General features: G+C 70.5%; 15 protein-coding genes. 6 read left to right on the plus strand and 9 right to left on the minus strand.

Features of this window, described 5'->3' with window-relative positions; translation table 11 throughout:
* Positions 1-20: 20 nt before the first annotated feature.
* The 3 genes from IEZ07_RS07710 to IEZ07_RS07720 form a co-directional block, all read right to left on the minus strand.
* On the minus strand, positions 21-1,109 hold the full coding sequence (locus IEZ07_RS07710) for a virulence RhuM family protein (RefSeq protein ID WP_204054304.1): 1,089 nt from the start codon (positions 1,107-1,109) through the stop codon (positions 21-23).
* Between the two features lie 362 nt (positions 1,110-1,471).
* Entirely contained in the window at positions 1,472-1,672 is a 201-nt protein-coding gene (locus IEZ07_RS07715; protein WP_191894129.1) for a DUF397 domain-containing protein, read from the minus strand.
* A complete protein-coding gene (locus IEZ07_RS07720) occupies positions 1,663-2,490 on the minus strand; it encodes a helix-turn-helix domain-containing protein (RefSeq protein ID WP_191894130.1) in 828 nt (275 codons plus the stop codon). Before IEZ07_RS07720 ends, IEZ07_RS07715 begins: the two co-directional genes overlap by 10 nt.
* A gap of 320 nt (positions 2,491-2,810) precedes the next feature.
* On the opposite strand from IEZ07_RS07720, the gene IEZ07_RS07725 reads away from it, so the two are divergent.
* The 5 genes from IEZ07_RS07725 (at position 2,811) to IEZ07_RS07745 (ending at position 5,573) form a co-directional block, all read left to right on the plus strand.
* Entirely contained in the window at positions 2,811-3,098 is a 288-nt protein-coding gene (locus tag IEZ07_RS07725) for a hypothetical protein (protein ID WP_191894131.1), read from the plus strand.
* Positions 3,099-3,190: 92 nt separating this feature from the next.
* Entirely contained in the window at positions 3,191-3,550 is a 360-nt protein-coding gene (locus tag IEZ07_RS07730) for an ATP-binding protein (RefSeq protein WP_191894132.1), read from the plus strand.
* 169 nt (positions 3,551-3,719) lie between these two features.
* Positions 3,720-4,163, plus strand: coding sequence for an ArsR/SmtB family transcription factor (locus tag IEZ07_RS07735; protein ID WP_191894133.1), 444 nt, complete (start codon positions 3,720-3,722; stop codon positions 4,161-4,163).
* On the plus strand, positions 4,160-4,810 hold the full coding sequence (locus IEZ07_RS07740; RefSeq protein ID WP_191894134.1) for an SRPBCC domain-containing protein: 651 nt from the start codon (positions 4,160-4,162) through the stop codon (positions 4,808-4,810). The genes IEZ07_RS07735 and IEZ07_RS07740 overlap by 4 nt, the downstream gene beginning before the upstream one ends.
* A 118-nt stretch (positions 4,811-4,928) precedes the next feature.
* Positions 4,929-5,573, plus strand: a complete 645-nt coding sequence (locus tag IEZ07_RS07745) for a DNA alkylation repair protein (RefSeq protein WP_191894332.1) — start codon at positions 4,929-4,931, stop codon at positions 5,571-5,573.
* 18 nt (positions 5,574-5,591) lie between these two features.
* Here IEZ07_RS07745 and IEZ07_RS07750 read toward each other — a convergent pair whose 3' ends face one another.
* From IEZ07_RS07750 to IEZ07_RS07780, 6 genes are all read right to left on the minus strand, one after another.
* Positions 5,592-6,050: a GNAT family N-acetyltransferase gene (locus tag IEZ07_RS07750; RefSeq protein WP_204054305.1), complete on the minus strand. Its 459-nt coding sequence runs from the start codon at positions 6,048-6,050 to the stop codon at positions 5,592-5,594.
* A 134-nt stretch (positions 6,051-6,184) separates the two neighbouring features.
* The gene (gene treZ, locus IEZ07_RS07755) at positions 6,185-7,915 is read right to left on the minus strand and encodes a malto-oligosyltrehalose trehalohydrolase (RefSeq protein ID WP_191894135.1); all 1,731 of its coding nucleotides are present in this window, start codon (positions 7,913-7,915) and stop codon (positions 6,185-6,187) included.
* Between the two features lie 3 nt (positions 7,916-7,918).
* The gene (gene treY / locus IEZ07_RS07765) at positions 7,919-10,270 is read right to left on the minus strand and encodes a malto-oligosyltrehalose synthase (protein ID WP_239319662.1); all 2,352 of its coding nucleotides are present in this window, start codon (positions 10,268-10,270) and stop codon (positions 7,919-7,921) included.
* A complete protein-coding gene (gene glgX / locus IEZ07_RS07770) occupies positions 10,263-12,368 on the minus strand; it encodes a glycogen debranching protein GlgX (RefSeq protein WP_191894136.1) in 2,106 nt (701 codons plus the stop codon). Before glgX ends, treY begins: the two co-directional genes overlap by 8 nt.
* 156 nt (positions 12,369-12,524) lie before the next feature.
* Entirely contained in the window at positions 12,525-12,887 is a 363-nt protein-coding gene (locus tag IEZ07_RS07775; RefSeq protein ID WP_191894137.1) for a DUF4267 domain-containing protein, read from the minus strand.
* 78 nt (positions 12,888-12,965) lie between these two features.
* Positions 12,966-13,439, minus strand: a complete 474-nt coding sequence (locus IEZ07_RS07780; protein ID WP_191894138.1) for a cupin domain-containing protein — start codon at positions 13,437-13,439, stop codon at positions 12,966-12,968.
* 228 nt (positions 13,440-13,667) lie between these two features.
* On the opposite strand from IEZ07_RS07780, the gene IEZ07_RS07785 reads away from it, so the two are divergent.
* Positions 13,668-14,468: a DUF5937 family protein gene (locus IEZ07_RS07785; RefSeq protein WP_204054306.1), complete on the plus strand. Its 801-nt coding sequence runs from the start codon at positions 13,668-13,670 to the stop codon at positions 14,466-14,468.
* The last annotated feature ends 12 nt before the right edge of the window (positions 14,469-14,480 follow it).

Consider the following 14,480-nt stretch of genomic DNA (forward strand, 5'->3'; position numbering starts at 1 on the left):
ATCCGCACGTTCCGGGGGTCTTACCGGTCAGCGTCCGGCGGCCGATTCCAGCGGCGCCGTTCGATGTCGTTCTCGATCTCTCCGAGGTCATCGAGCACATTCTCGTCCTGTCCGGCGAGGAGCTCGCGCAGCTCCTGCTCCGCCTCCTCCTCTGCGCGTGCGGCCTCCAGCGCCCGGCGCTGCGCATCGAACCCCGCGAACCGTTCGTGGGCGATGCCCGCAGCCCGCTCGGCGGTGACCCGGCCAGGTCCTTTCAACACGTCCATCTCGTTGGCCGCGATGAACCGGTCCGTGGCCTCGGCCCACTCGGCCATGGTGATCTGCTGTCGACGCCGAACCCGCAGCTCGGCGAAGTCGAGGAACTGCGTGGTCAGCATGTTCAGCGTGCTGATCTCGTCGGAGTCGAGGTAGTTCTTCGAGACCGCGACATCGCTCTTGCGGACCCGACTGCCCTGCCACGAGGTGAGCCTCATGTTGGGCTTACCGGAATCGGCGCGCTTGACGACCAGCTCGGCCGCGGTGCATCCGGTCACCGCGTAGACGAGCTTGTTCTGGATGGTCGCGAAGAAGGTCTTGGCGGCGTCGGACGTCTTCTCGTAGTCCACGCTCGTCTCCGCGAAGAGGTCGCGGATCTTCTGGTAGAAGCGCTTCTCGGAGGCCCGGATCTCCCGGATTCGCTCGAGCAGTTCGTCGAAGTAGTCGAACCCGCCGCCGGGCTCCTTGAGCCGCCGGTCGTTGAGGACGAATCCCTTCACGAGGTACTCCCGCAGGGTCGTGGTCGCCCACTGGCGGAATTGGATCCCTCTGGGGGAGCGCACCCGGTAACCGACCGCGAGAACCATGTCGAGGTTGTAGACGAGCACCTGCCTGCGGACCTGCCGCGGCCCCTCCGAGCGAACTATTTCCTGATGGGAAATAGTTGCTTCCGTAAGCTCCCCGTCCTCAAGGATCGACGCGATGTGCTTGTTGACGTTCGGGACACCCGTGTCGAAGAGCTCTGCCATCTCCGCCTGGGTCAGCCAGACGGTCCCCTCTGCGGCCCGCAACTGGATCTCCGCACGGCCGTCCTCCGTGCGGTAGAGGATGAGCTCACCGTTGTCATGCGTCACGCCGTCAGCCTCCTGCTCGCTGGATAGGCCCTGATCGGAACCGGGATGGGAGTACTCAACCAGGGTTGTCAGCAGCCGGACCGGCATTTCCCCCTATCTGCTCTCGCACGCGTTCGGTGCAGGGCCACCGACCGGTCCGTCTCGAAGCATCGGCCCGCCGACGGTGACCGGAGACCTTCGGCACGCGGCGACAGGACCATCGCCTCCGACCACTCCCATCCGGCGGTGGTCGGCTGGAGCCGTGAGTACCGCCCTCCGGCACGGCCACCACTACAGGAATCGGTGCTCATGCTTCTTGCGCGATCTCCCGGCTCGTTGGCTGCCGTCGCGGCCCCCAGGTCGAGGCAGGAGGCGCGTCGGGGTCAGAGGTCGAACTCGCCGGCCTTGACGCCGCCGACGAACGCCCGCCACTCGGCGGGGGTGAAGAGCAGCTTGGGACCGTCGGGGTCCTTGCTGTCGCGGACGGCGACCACACCGGGCAGGTTGTCGGCGACCTCGACGCACTGACCGCCGTTGTCCGAGGAACGTGACGACTTCCGCCATACAGCGGCGCTCAGGTCCATTCCCGCTTCACATCCTCGATCATTTTGAGGGATATGCGCTCAGGATAGGCCCACAACCGGATCGCCTCATAGCGCTTCCAGATCGAGGCGACGAGGTCGCAGTCGGTGGCGATCTGCCCCTGAGCCGGTGAGTCCGCATGGACGACATCCGGTTGCCCGTTCGGCAGCTCAGCGATCATGAAGGCCCCCGCCAGTCCTGCCACGCATTCCGAATCGACCACCTGAATGGAGATATCAGGCCGCTCCGTGGATTCCAGCAGGTGGTCGAGTTGTTCCCGCATCAGCTCTGGGTCACCGATCCTGCGGCGCAGTACACCTTCGTCGATGAGGACCAGAAGCATGGGAGGGTCGTCCCGGTCGAGGATTCGCTGTCGCCGCATACGGGCCTCAACGCGCTCCTCCACCCCTTCAGAGGTGATCTGAGGGCCTCGGCTGAAGAGATGGCGTGCATAGGCCTCCGTCTGCAGCAGGCCCGGGACCAGCAGCGGGTCCCAGGAGCGGAGGACGAGGGCGGTGGGCTCGATCTCCTCGGCCCAGCTGCGGAACCAGACCGGGCCGCCGGGGCGGGAGACGATGCGCCGGTAGAGCCCGGTGAAGGAGACGCCGTCGGCCTCGCCGAAGAGCCGGTCCAGCTTCTCCGCGTCCGACCGCGACGGGGTCCGGGTGGCCATCTCCAGGCGGCTCACCTGCGTCTGCGTGCAGCCGAGACGGGCGGCCACGGCGGCCTGCGAGAGCTGCGCGGTCTCGCGCAGGCGGCGCAGCTCCGCGCCGAACCGCACGCGCGGCGAGCCCGGGTCCAGAGACGGCGCGACACTCATCGCATTCCTCCCCAAATAGAGAAAAACGGTCTTTTCGATTAATCGGCCACACCGGCCCACACCTCGCCACACCGATGGCCGTCATTATCGGGCGTCGCATGGATTGCCGACCCCATTACCGATCAATCGAAGGAAAGGCAGTCTAGACAGAGGACTTCTCCGCCGGACAGCGCGGAAAAGAAAGCAGTTCATCACCTCCGGCCGGATCGCGGAGGGCGGGATGCAGGGCGTAGGGGGCGGAGTGCCGATCAGGTCGCGCGCCCGCCAGGCGGACCCCTCCTCTCCGCCGGAGCGCAGGACAGGTGCGGAAAGGCGGGACCATGACGGTGGGCGAGCGGTACGAGAGGTTCATGCACCTGGTGCGGCTGGGCTGGGACCTGCACGGTCTCGGCGTGTGCGCCTCACTGGTCCTCCCGGTCGGCGGGGAACCGGTCCTGGAGGTCCGTACGGCGGCCGGTGACCCGGTCCGCATCACCGTCATCCGGCGCTACTGCGGCTGGGTCTTCACCTGGCGGCCGTGGTGGGCGCGGCTGTGGCGGCGGGACAAATGGGTGGTGGCCGAGGCCGACAACGCCGCCGACATCATCATGGCCGAAGTGAACGCATGAGAATGCGCGATCCGATCCGCCATCGCGAATCCCCCGAAGAATTCCCGGAGACCGCCCGGAACGCCTGGCATCGGGAATTCCCGGGAAACGCGGTGTCCGTCTCCCGCGTCCGCGAATGGGCCCGGGGCTCACTGTCCGGGCACCTGCCCGCCCCGGTCCTCGAGGACCTCCTGCTCCTGCTGAGCGAACTGGTCACCAACGCGGTCGTGCACTCCGACTCCGGCCGTACGGCGGGCGGCCGGGTGACCGTCCGCCTGGCAATGTCCCCCGGAGCCGTCCGCGTCGAGGTGACCGACGACGGCTCGGCCGCGGGCGTGCCCGCCGTACAGGTCCCCGAGCCCGAGGACGACGGTGGCCGGGGTCTGTGGCTGGTGGACCTGCTCGCGACGGAGTGGGGCCACCACCGCGACGAGGCGGGCGGGTCGGTCTGGTTCCGTCTGTCCGATCACTGACCCGCCCCGCCCTGAGCCGTCACCGTTCGCCCGAACCGGTCGGCCACCGACGGAGGCGGGTACGGCGGGCAGCCGCGGATCGCCTCTTCAGGGAGGTCTCACACCGCGGAGAGATCCGATCCAAATTTCAGCCTTGACTTAATTAAGTAGAAACTGAAACAGTAAGCGAGTGCACGCCTTCGACGTCCTCGGCGATCCGGTCCGGCGCCGGATCCTGGAGCTGCTCGCCGGCGGAGAGCAGGCCGCCGGGGTGATCAGCGAGGTCATCCGGGCGGAGTTCGGCATCTCGCCACCCGCGGTCTCCCAGCATCTCCGGGTCCTTCGGGAGTCGGGGTTCGCCTCCTGCCGGGCGGAGGGCACCCGTCGCATCTACGCCGTGGAGCCCGATCCCCTGCAGGAGGCAGACCTGTGGCTGGAGCGTTTCCGCCCGTTCTGGAACCAGCGGCTCGACGCGCTGGCCACCGAACTGGCGCGGAGCAGACGCGAACGACGTCCGGTCTCCGACGACCGCGGAAACCCCACCGCGACCTCCGAGGCCGAGCCCGGCACGGACACCGACACCGACACCGACACCGACACCGACACCGACACCGACACCGAGGAGAACACGTGATCGACATCGTCGACCAGATCAACGCCACGCACCGGGAGATCGGAAACCTGCCGGTCGCCAGTGGCGCGGGCCGGTCGCTGCTGCTGCGCCGGGTCTACGACGCCCCGATCGAGGACGTCTGGGACGCCTGCACCGACCCGGTACGGCTCAGCCGCTGGCTGGGCCCCATCGAGGGCGACTTCCGGATCGGCGGCGCGTTCCAGCTCAAGGACAACGCCGGCGGCGAGATCCTGCGGTGCGAGCAGCCGAGTCTGCTCAAGGTGACGTGGGTGCTGGGCGAGGGCATGGCGACCGAGGTCGAGGTCCGGTTGACGGCCGCCGGCGACGGGCGCACCGCCTTCGAACTGGAGCACTCCTCGCCCGCTGAGATCGTCGACGAGCTCGTCAGGACCTACGGGCCGGGCGGCACGATCGGCATCGGCGGCGGCTGGGACCTCACCGTGCTCGGCCTGGACCTCCACCTGCGCGGTGTGGACGTCGACCCGGCCACCTGGGAGGACACCGCGGAGGCGAAGGAGTTCGCGACGCGCAGCTGCCGCGCCTGGGGCGCGGTCGTCCAGGAGGCGTGGGGCATCGGCGACGAGGACATCGCCGCGGCCGTCGCGTTCGGCGTTCAGCACTTCGCTCCGGAAGCCGGCGAGTCGTGACCGGGCCCCTCACCGCTCGGCCGTGGGCGGAGCCCCCGCCCGCCCGCGGCACGGCGGCCGGACCCCCGCGCAGGAGGCACAGGAGGCACAGGTGACCGAGACGACGGTGGCCGAGGTGATGGCCGAGCTGGCCTCGCTGGAGGACCCGAAGGCGCGCGAGGTGAACGAGAGGCACGGCGACGACCACGGGGTGAACCTCGGCAGGCTGCGCGCGCTCGCCAAACGGCTGAAGACGCAGCAGGACCTCGCGCGCCGGCTCTGGGAGACGGATGACAGTGCGGCGCGGCTGCTGGCGATCCTGGTCTGCCGCCCGAAGGCGTTCACCCGCGACGAGCTGGACGCCATGGTGCGTCAGTCGCGCACTCCCAAGGTGCACGACTGGCTCGTGAACTACGTGGTGAAGAAGAGCCCGCACGCCGAAGAGCTACGCCTGGCCTGGTCCGCCGATCCGGACCCGGTGGTCGCGAGCGCCGGCTGGGCGCTGACCACCGAACGCGTGGCCAAGCAGCCCGGGGGACTCGACCTTCCGGGACTGCTCGACGTCATCGAGGCGGAGATGAAGGACGCCCCGGACCGCCTGCAGTGGGCGATGAACCACTGCCTGGCGCAGATCGGCATCGAGCACGCCGGGCACCGCGCCCGCGCCGTCGCCATCGGCGAACGTCTGGAGGTGCTCAAGGACTATCCGACCCCGCCGAACTGCACGTCCCCGTTCGCACCCGTCTGGATCGCGGAGATGGTCCGCCGGCAGCACGCCGGGTAGGCGGACGCCCGGGGCCGGTCAGCCCTCGGCGGGACGGGCGTACCTCGTGATCCAGAGCCCGGGGATCACCTCGGCGTCCTCGGCTCCGCCGAACCCGAGCCGCTCGTAGAGCGTGCGGGCGGGCGTGTTCGCCCTGCCGGTGGACACCGTGATCCGGCGCCCGCCCGCCCGGGACGTCAGCTCCTCCACCAGCGCCCTCCCGATGCCGCGCCGGTGTGCTCCCGGGTCCACGACGAGCCGGTCGATGTCCACCTCGTCCTCCGTCTCCGACCACGCCACGGCCCCGACCAGCCGGTCGCCGTCGAAGGCGCCCAGCCAGGTCAGCGGCTCGGCGCACATCTCGTCCAGGGTCTCGTGGAGCGCGGGGATGCGGTCGTCCCCGATGATCTCCGCCTCGACGGCGTAGGCCGCGTGCTGGACGGCCAGCACCTCCTTCGCCAGGGCCTCGTCGTCGAGTGTCATGTCCGCGATGCGCATCCCATGATTGTCGCAGCCGGGCAGGCGGCGCCGGATCCGCCGGGCGGAGTCCTCCACCCGGCCGCCGACCCGCCGGGCGGAGGACTCCGCCTGTGTGGCAGGGCCCTCCGCCCGGCGAGGGCGGCGGCGGACCGCTAGGCGGTCAGTCTGAGGATCGCCAGCGAGCGGGCGGGCAGGGTCAGGTCGTCGCCGTCGAGGTGGGTGCCGGGGTCGGAGGCCAGGACGATCTCGGCGGGCTGGACCCGGAGCGCGACCGGGGACCGGCCGAGGTTGGCGGCCACCCGGAACGCGCCCCGGTGCACCACCAGCCAGGAGCCCTCGTGCTCCACCCGGACCCGGTCCAGGCGCGGGTCGGACAGGTCGGGGTGGGCCCGGCGGAGCGCGATGAGCGCCCGGTACCAGTCGAGGTGGGCGCGGTGCGCGTCCTGCTCCAGCTCACTCCAGTCGAGTTTGGAGCGCAGGAACGTCAGCTCCTCCCCGGGGTCGGGGGCCTTGTCCGCCCAGTCGTCGTAGCCGAAGCCGACGAACTCCCGCCGCCGCCGGTCGGCCTCGCCCTCGCGCAACTGCGGCTCGACGTGGTCGGTGAAGAACAGGAACGGCGTGCGCGTCCCCCACTCCTCCCCCATGAACAGCATCGGGGTGAAGGGCGAGGTCAGCAGGAGCCCGGCGGCCAGCCGGAGCGCCTCGGGGTCGACCCGGTCGCCCTCGGCCCGGTTGCCGATCTGGTCGTGGTTCTGCGCGCAGACGACGAACCGGTGGCCGGGCACGTGCCCGGCCGGGCGGCCGTGGGAGCGGCGCCGGAACGACGAGTAGGTCCCGTCGTGGTAGTAGGCCGAGGTCAGCACCTTGGCCAGGGCGGCGGCCGGGGACCCGGACGGCCCTCCGGCGAAGTCGTCGTAGTAGCCGTGCCGCTCGCCGGTGACCGCCGTGTGCAGGGCGTGGTGCACGTCGTCGTTCCAGGCGGCGGCCAGGCCGTACCCGCCGGCCTCGCGCGGGGTCATCAGCCGGGGGTCGTTGAGGTCGGACTCGGCGATGAGTGTCAGCGGGCGGCCGACGGCGGCCGACAGGGCGTCCACCTCTCCTGCCAGCTCCTCCAGGAAGTGCACGGCCCGGTCGTCGTGCAGCGCGTGCACGGCGTCCAGCCGCAGGCCGTCGACGTGGTAGTCGCGCAGCCACTGCAGCGCGTTGCCGATGAAGTAGCGCCGCACCTCGTCGGAGCCGGGGCCGTCCAGGTTGACCGCCTGGCCCCAGAAGGAGGAGGCGGAGGAGTGGAAGTACGGGCCGAAGGGCGCCAGGAAGTTGCCGGACGGCCCGAGGTGGTTGTAGACGACGTCGAGGATCACGCCGAGCCCCTGGCGGTGGCAGGCGTCCACGAACCGCTTGAACCCGTCGGGGCCCCCGTAGTTGTCGGTGACGGCCCACAGGTCCACCCCGTCGTAGCCCCAGTTGCGCCCGCCCGGGACCGGCGGCACCGGCATGACCTCGACGAAGTCGACGCCCAGCGCCACCAGGTGCTCCAGCTTGCCGATCGCCGCCTCGAACGTGCCCTCCGGGGTGAAGGTCCCGATGTGCAGCTCGTAGACGATCGAGCCGGGCAGGGCCCGGCCCTTCCACAGGTCGTCGCTCCAGGCGAACCGGTCGTGGTCGTAGACCCGGCTCGGCCCGAAGATCCCCTCGGGCTGCCACCGGGTCCGCGGGTCGGGCAGCGGGTCGCCGCCGTCCAGCCGGAACCGGTAGTCGGTGCCGTGCCCGGCTCCCGGCACCTCCGCCGACCACCAGCCGCCGTTCCCGCGCCGCATCGCGTGCCGGGTCCCGTCGATCTCCACCTCGACGGCGCCCGCCTCCGGCGCCCACACCTCGAACATGTGTCAGTCCCTTTCCAGCAGCGCGACGGGGTGGTGGGAGAGCAGGTGGGCCATGGGGATCCGCCCGGTGTGCTCGGCACCGGACAGCAGGTCGCGCCAGTGGCCGGGCGGGAGCGTGAGCGTCTCGCCGCCCCAGCCGCCGTGCCGCTCCAGGCCCACCGGGAGCCGGGTCGCCACCGCCACGGCCCGCTCCCCGCGGGCGAAGGCGACCGCGTGCTCGCCGGTCTCCAGCGGGACGTACGGCGCCGCGGGGTCGATCCGCCGCCGCAGACCGAGCGCCTGCCGGGTGACGAGCAGCTTGGCGGCGTCCCACTCGGACCAGCCGGCCCCGGCGGACCCGGCGGACCCGGCGGACCCGGCGAACCCTGCCGGTCCGGAGGACCCGGTAGACCCGGTGGACCCGGCGAGCGCCGCGGACCCGGCCGGTCCGGCGGTCCCGGGAGATCCGGAAGACCCGGCGGCCCCGAGAGCACCGGGCGAACCGGGGGCTCCGTCCCCGGCGAGCATCCAGGCGCGGAGGCCGAAGTCGACCGGGCGGCGGTTGTCCGGGTCCACCAGGGAGAAGTCGGTGATCTCGTTGCCCCAGTACAGGTCCGGCACGCCCGGCATCATGAGCTGGACGAGCTTCTGGCCCAGCGAGTTGGACCGGGCGTAGGGCTCGATCCGGGCGGCGAACTCCCCGATCGAGGGGCCGCACTCGCCGATCGCCCGCTCCACGAAGGCCCGCAGGCCCTTCTCGTAGGACGGGTCGGGCGTGGCCCAGGAGATCGCGGTCTTGGCCTCGCGGGCCGCCTTGAACAGGTAGTCGAAGAACCGGTCCGGGTCGATCGGCCAGGCGGCCATCAGGTTCTGCCAGGCCAGGTAGTCCAGCGCCGGGTCGAAGGAGACCTTCGCGGACCACTCCTCGACCGCCTCGGTCCACTCGCCGGGCAGCTCCGAAAGCACGGCCAACCGGGCCCGGACGTCCTCCGAGCGCTTGGTGTCGTGGGTGGACAGGGTCGTCATCGTGCCCGGGGCCATCCGGTGGCAGAACGCGTGGAACTCCTCCACCGGCCCGCCGAACCGGTCCGGCTCACCGCCCACCTCGTTCAGGCAGGCCAGCGGGTACCACCGGTAGAGGGCGGTGTCCTCCACCCCCTTGGCCATCACCGGGCCGCAGGTCTGCTGGAACCGGACGACCGCCTCGGCCGGGCCGTACAGCACCTTCTCCACCGTCTCGGCGACGGGGGCGCCCTCGGGCAACCGCGCGGCGGCGAGCTCGCCGGCCGCCTCCACGATCGCCGCCGAGGCCGCGCGCACCGGCTCCCCCGGGACCGCGTAGGCCCGGTAGACCGGCATGGCCGCCAGCAGCTCGGCGAGCGTGTCGCGGTCGGTGCCGACGACCGCGTGCAACCGGTCGATCTCGGCGCCGAAGAACAGGTCGAGGACGTGCTTCTTGGCGGTGTAGACCACCTCCGCGTAGTCGCGCGGCATGCCGGTCCGCCGGACGAACTCCTCGACCAGCGGTTCCTTCCCGGCCGCGTCGACGAAGAGCCCGGTGATCCGGTTCAGCGCCTCGTAGCCGGTGGTGCCGTCGCACGCCCAGTCGTCCGGGAGCCGCTCGTCGCCGACGAGGATCTTCTCGGCGACCGTCCACACGCCCGACGCGGCGCGCAGCCGGGCCAGGTAGCCGCGCGGGTCGGCCAGGCCGTCGGGGTGGTCGACCCGCAGGCCGCCGATCACGCCCTCGGCGACCAGGTCCAGGATCACCCGGTGGGTGGCGTCGAAGACCTCCGGGTCCTCCACCCGCAGGCCGATCAGCGAGGACACGTCGAAGAAGCGCCGGTAGCCGGGGCCGCGCCGCCAGTCGACCAGCCGGTAGTGGGTGTCCGGGTAGGGGAACGCATGGTCGTGGTAGCGCAGCACGTCGCCGTCCACCACGGGCTCGGTGTCGTCACCGATCACCGGCATGTTCACCCTGCCGTCGGTCCACTCGATGTCGAACCACGACGCGTACGGCGAGGCCGGCCCCTCGGCGAGCACCGACCACAGCGGCGCGTTGCCCGACTCGGGCACCGGGACCGTCATGTGGTTGGGCACGATGTCCACCACGATGCCGATCCCGTGCCCGGCCAGCGTCGCGGCCATCGCCCGCAGACCCTCGATCCCGCCGAACTCCTCGCGGATCCGCGAGTGGTCGGTGACGTCGTAGCCGTGCCGCGACTCGGGCACGGCCTGCAGGATCGGCGAGAGGTAGACGTGGCTCACCCCGAGGTCGCGCAGGTAGGGGGCGAGCTCGGCGACCCGGTCGAACCCGAAGTCGGGGGTCAGCTGGAAGCGGTAGGTGGACACCGGCGCGGGTACGGGCTCAGACACGGCGCAGCACCCGCATCGAGCGGCCCGCCACCGGCACTCCCTCTCCCGCCCGGCAGAGCGGGGTGTCGACCGTGATCGGCATCGCCGTGTCGATCTCCGTCAGCCACATGTCGCCGTAATCCTCCGGGATCGTGAACTTGATGGTCTCGTGGTGGGCGTTGATCAGCAGCAGGAACGAGTCGTCGGTGATGCGCCGTCCCCGGCGGTCCGGCTCGGTGATGGCGTCGCCGTTCAGGAAGACGGCCAGCGACTTGGCGTACCCGACGTTCCAGTCGGCGTCGGTCATCCGCTTCCCGTGCGGGGTGAGCCAGGCGATGTCGCTCAGCCCGTCGTCCGACCCGCGCACCGGCCGGCCGTAGAAGAAGCGGCGCCGCCGGAAGACCGGGTGGTCGGCGCGGAGCTTGGCCAGCTTCCGGGTGAACTCCAGCAGCAGCCAGTTCTCCCTGACGTCGGACCAGTCGACCCAGCTGAGCTCGTTGTCCTGGCAGTAGACGTTGTTGTTGCCCTGCTGGGTGCGGCCGAGCTCGTCGCCGTGGGAGAGCATCGGCACGCCCTGCGACAGGAACAGCGTGGTCAGGAAGTTGCGCTTCTGCTGCTCGCGCAGCGACTCGATGGCCAGCGTCGCGGGCCCCTCGGCCCCGCAGTTCCAGGACCGGTTGTCGTCGGTGCCGTCGCGGTTGTCCTCGCCGTTGGCCTCGTTGTGCTTGTGGTTGTAGGAGACCAGGTCGGTGAGGGTGAAGCCGTCGTGGCAGGTGACGAAGTTGATGGAGGCGGCGGGACGGCGGCTGTCGTCCTGGTAGAGGTCGCTGGAGCCGGTCAACCGCGAGGCGAACTCGGGCAGCGCGGCGGGCTCGCCCCGCCACAGGTCCCGGATCGTGTCGCGGTAGCGGCCGTTCCACTCGGTCCACCGGGCCGGGAAGTTGCCCACCTGGTAGCCGCCGGGGCCGACGTCCCACGGCTCGGCGATGAGCTTGACCCGCGACAGCACCGGGTCCTGCTGGACCAGGTCGAAGAAGGCGCTCAGCCGGTCGACCTCGTGCAGCTCGCGGGCGAGCGTGGCCGCCAGGTCGAATCGGAATCCGTCCACGTGCATCTCGGTGACCCAGTAGCGCAGCGAGTCCATGATCAGCTGCAGCACCTGGGGCGAGCGCATGAACATGCTGTTGCCGGTGCCGGTGGTGTCCATGTAGTAGCGCCGGTCGTCGTCGACGAGCCGGTAGTAGGCGGCGTTGTCGATGCCGCGCATGCTCAGCGTCGGGCCCAGGTGGTTGCCCTCGGCGGTGTGGTTGTAGACCACGTCGAGGATGACCTCGATGTTCGCCTCGTGCAGCGCCTTGACCATGGCCTTGAACTCCAGCACCTGGCCGCCGCGCTGGCCGCTGCTGGAGTAGGTGTTCTGCGGGGCGAAGAAGCCGATGGTGTTGTAGCCCCAGTAGTTCGACAGGCCCTTGTCGGCCAGCATGTGGTCGGTGACGAACTGGTGCACCGGCATGAGCTCGATCGCCGTCACGCCGAGCGCGGTCAGGTGGTCGATGATCTCGGGGTGCCCGATGGCCGCGTAGGTGCCGCGGATCCGCTCCGGGATCTTCGGGTGGTTGATCGTCAGACCCTTGACGTGCGCCTCGTAGATCACCGTGTCGTGGTACGGCGTGGCGGGCGGGCGGTCGTGCCCCCACCCGAAGAACGGGTTGACCACCACGGAGAGCGGCATGAACGGCGCCGAGTCCGCGTCGTTGCGGCTGTCCGGCCGTCCGAAGCGATAGCCGTACACCGCCTCGTCCCACGCCACGTCGCCCTCGATCGCCTTGGCGTAGGGGTCGAGGAGGAGCTTGGCGGGGTTGCAGCGCTGCCCGGAGCCCGGGTCGTAGGGCCCGTGCACGCGGTAGCCGTACCGCTGCCCCGGGCCGACCCGGGGCAGGTAGCCGTGCCAGACGTGGCCCTCGACCTCGGTGAGCGAGACCCTGGTCTCCTCGCCCTCGTCGTCGAACAGGCACAGCTCGACCTTCTCCGCGGCCTCGGAGAAGAGCGCGAAGTTGGTCCCCGCGCCGTCATAGGTGGCCCCCAGAGGATAGGGGTCACCAGGCCAGATTTCGATCATTTCACCGCCCTTCAGCGGTGTGGAGACATGCCCAATGCTCTCCCGTACATGCATGTTCCGCCATCTCCGGCGCGCCGCATTCCGAGCGGCACCTCCGAGGCCTGGTACGGCATGGCGCCTCCCCGGGCACCGGAACGTCCCTCTGGACGACACGCCTCACATCAGGATGAGAACGGCCGCGGCCGCCGCCATCACCGCGGCGGTGAGGCCGTGGACGCCGAACGCCACCGCCCGCGGACCCCCGTTCCTGAGCACGACGACCATGTCGCCCAGTGGGGCGAACACGCTGGCGAGGATCAGCCAGCCGAGCATGTGCCGGTCTCCCGTCACGAGGGCCGGGAGCACGACGAGGCCGGCGGTGATGTCCCGTACGCCCTTGACGGTCAAGTACGCGTTCATGGGCACGGGAACCCCGAAGCCCTCCGCCGACGCGACCGGCTGCAGCAGGAAGCGGACGCCGATGAGGATGATGCCGACGGCGACCAGACCGGCGAGCACAGTGGCGATGTCAGTGAGCATGGGTTGTCTCGTCTCTCGGGAGCAGTTCTACGAGTGCGGTCCAAGGAGCGGGGCGGGGCTTGTTCCGTGCCGGCTCCATCACCGTTCGAAGTCGTGGACGAAGTGGTTGTCGTGGGCTTCGTGAAGCCGGCTCAGGTCCCGTTCGTCCGCAGTGGCGAGCTGCGCGAAGTACTCCTCCCGGGGTACGCCCGGCGAGAGTGCCATGAGGAGGGTGGCGGGTTCGGCGCGCTCCTTCCGGATCGCGTGGACGCCGCCCATCGCGACGTGCGCGGTGTCGCCGGGCAGCAGTGTCCGCCAGGTCCGCCCGTCGAAGTAGTCGACCTCGCCTTCCTCGACGGTGAAGGTCTCGCTGAAGGTCGTGTGGAAGTGCGGGGCGGGTCCCCGGCTGGAGGGCGACATGCGCCACCGGTAGATGCTCATGGTCCCGCCGGTCTCCGCGGGGCCGACGAGGACTTCGATGGTCGATCCGCCGGCGCCCAGCCGGATCGTTCGTGTCTGCCGGGCTCGCTCGGGTCGCTGGGAAAGCCGGGCAGTCGGCTCCGTGTCGGTCATGACCCGAGTCTCGGGGCCTCGCCACTCCGCTCGCGCTCATTTCGGCGGTGGCCTAACAATTGGGGAGTGATCCGCTACCGATTGGGCGCCGGCGCTGCGAGCGTGCGGTGGGCGATGTCGCCGATCCACGAAGTGGTCAGTCTCGCCCGGCTCTTGACCGAACCGCAGCGTCACCCGATGTTCCACCCGTGGCTTCGCCGTCGCCACCGCCGTCTCTCGGAGCCGGACTTGAGCGCGCTCACGGTCTTCATGGCCGACGGCGCGTATCGACCTGACTTCCTCGACCCGTCGCCGATGTCCAGTGAGCCGACGTTCGAGGAGGGCATGGACGCCCTCCTCGCCGCGCCGGCGGACCAGACGTACGCCGAACTGGTCGACGCCGCGAGGGGGCGCGGGACGGAGACGGTCCGCCGGTTGCTCGACGACCCCGGCCGAGCCAGGTCCGAGGCCGCCGACGCGCTGCGCCGCCTCTGGAAGGCGGTCGTAGAACCGGAGTGGCCGTCCATGCGGCAGGCGCTGCGTGCCGAGATGCTGGATCGGGCCGTCCAGGTCAACCGCGAGGGGTTGCGCGCGGTCCTTCCGCGCCTCCACCACTCCGCCGCGTGCGAAGGCGACACCATCACCGTCGGGAAAACCGTCGACATCGACGTCGACTGCCCCGAGGGGCTCATTCTCGTTCCGTCGCTGTTCATCACCGACCGGATGCAGTGCACCACCTCGGACCACTGGACTCCGGCGATCTATTACCCGGCATCCGGGCGGTACCTCTGGACGGCACCTCCCACTCCGAGATCCCTCGACCGGCTTCTGGGAGCAACTCGATCCAGGATCCTGGCCGCGCTCACCACTCCGCTGCAGACGACCGTCGTGGCCAGGCTGGTGGGCGTCACCGCCCCGACGGCCAGCGAGCACCTGGCGATCCTGCGAGACGCCGGGTTGATCGACAGCAGCCGGACCGGTCGCACGGCCACGCACGAGCTCACCGAGGCCGGACGTGCTCTCCTGGACGCGGCCTCGCCGCGGCCATGACCGGTCCGGGAC

Origin of the sequence: Planomonospora parontospora, assembly GCA_014647935.1 — a bacterium.
In the GTDB taxonomy this organism is placed as follows: domain Bacteria; phylum Actinomycetota; class Actinomycetes; order Streptosporangiales; family Streptosporangiaceae; genus Planomonospora; species Planomonospora parontospora.

Bases quoted from the DNA above. Each gene is read 5' to 3' on its own strand.
- IEZ07_RS07715 (WP_191894129.1), bottom strand. From the start codon at position 1,672: ATGGACCTGAGCGCCGCTGTATGGCGGAAGTCGTCACGTTCCTCGGAC.
- IEZ07_RS07720 (WP_191894130.1), bottom strand. From the start codon at position 2,490: ATGAGTGTCGCGCCGTCTCTGGACCCGGGCTCGCCGCGCGTGCGGTTC.
- IEZ07_RS07725 (WP_191894131.1), top strand. From the start codon at position 2,811: ATGACGGTGGGCGAGCGGTACGAGAGGTTCATGCACCTGGTGCGGCTG.
- IEZ07_RS07745 (WP_191894332.1), top strand. From the start codon at position 4,929: ATGGCCGAGCTGGCCTCGCTGGAGGACCCGAAGGCGCGCGAGGTGAAC.
- IEZ07_RS07750 (WP_204054305.1), bottom strand. From the start codon at position 6,050: ATGCGCATCGCGGACATGACACTCGACGACGAGGCCCTGGCGAAGGAG.
- treZ (WP_191894135.1), bottom strand. From the start codon at position 7,915: ATGTTCGAGGTGTGGGCGCCGGAGGCGGGCGCCGTCGAGGTGGAGATC.
- glgX (WP_191894136.1), bottom strand. From the start codon at position 12,368: ATGATCGAAATCTGGCCTGGTGACCCCTATCCTCTGGGGGCCACCTAT.
- IEZ07_RS07775 (WP_191894137.1), bottom strand. From the start codon at position 12,887: ATGCTCACTGACATCGCCACTGTGCTCGCCGGTCTGGTCGCCGTCGGC.
- IEZ07_RS07780 (WP_191894138.1), bottom strand. From the start codon at position 13,439: ATGACCGACACGGAGCCGACTGCCCGGCTTTCCCAGCGACCCGAGCGA.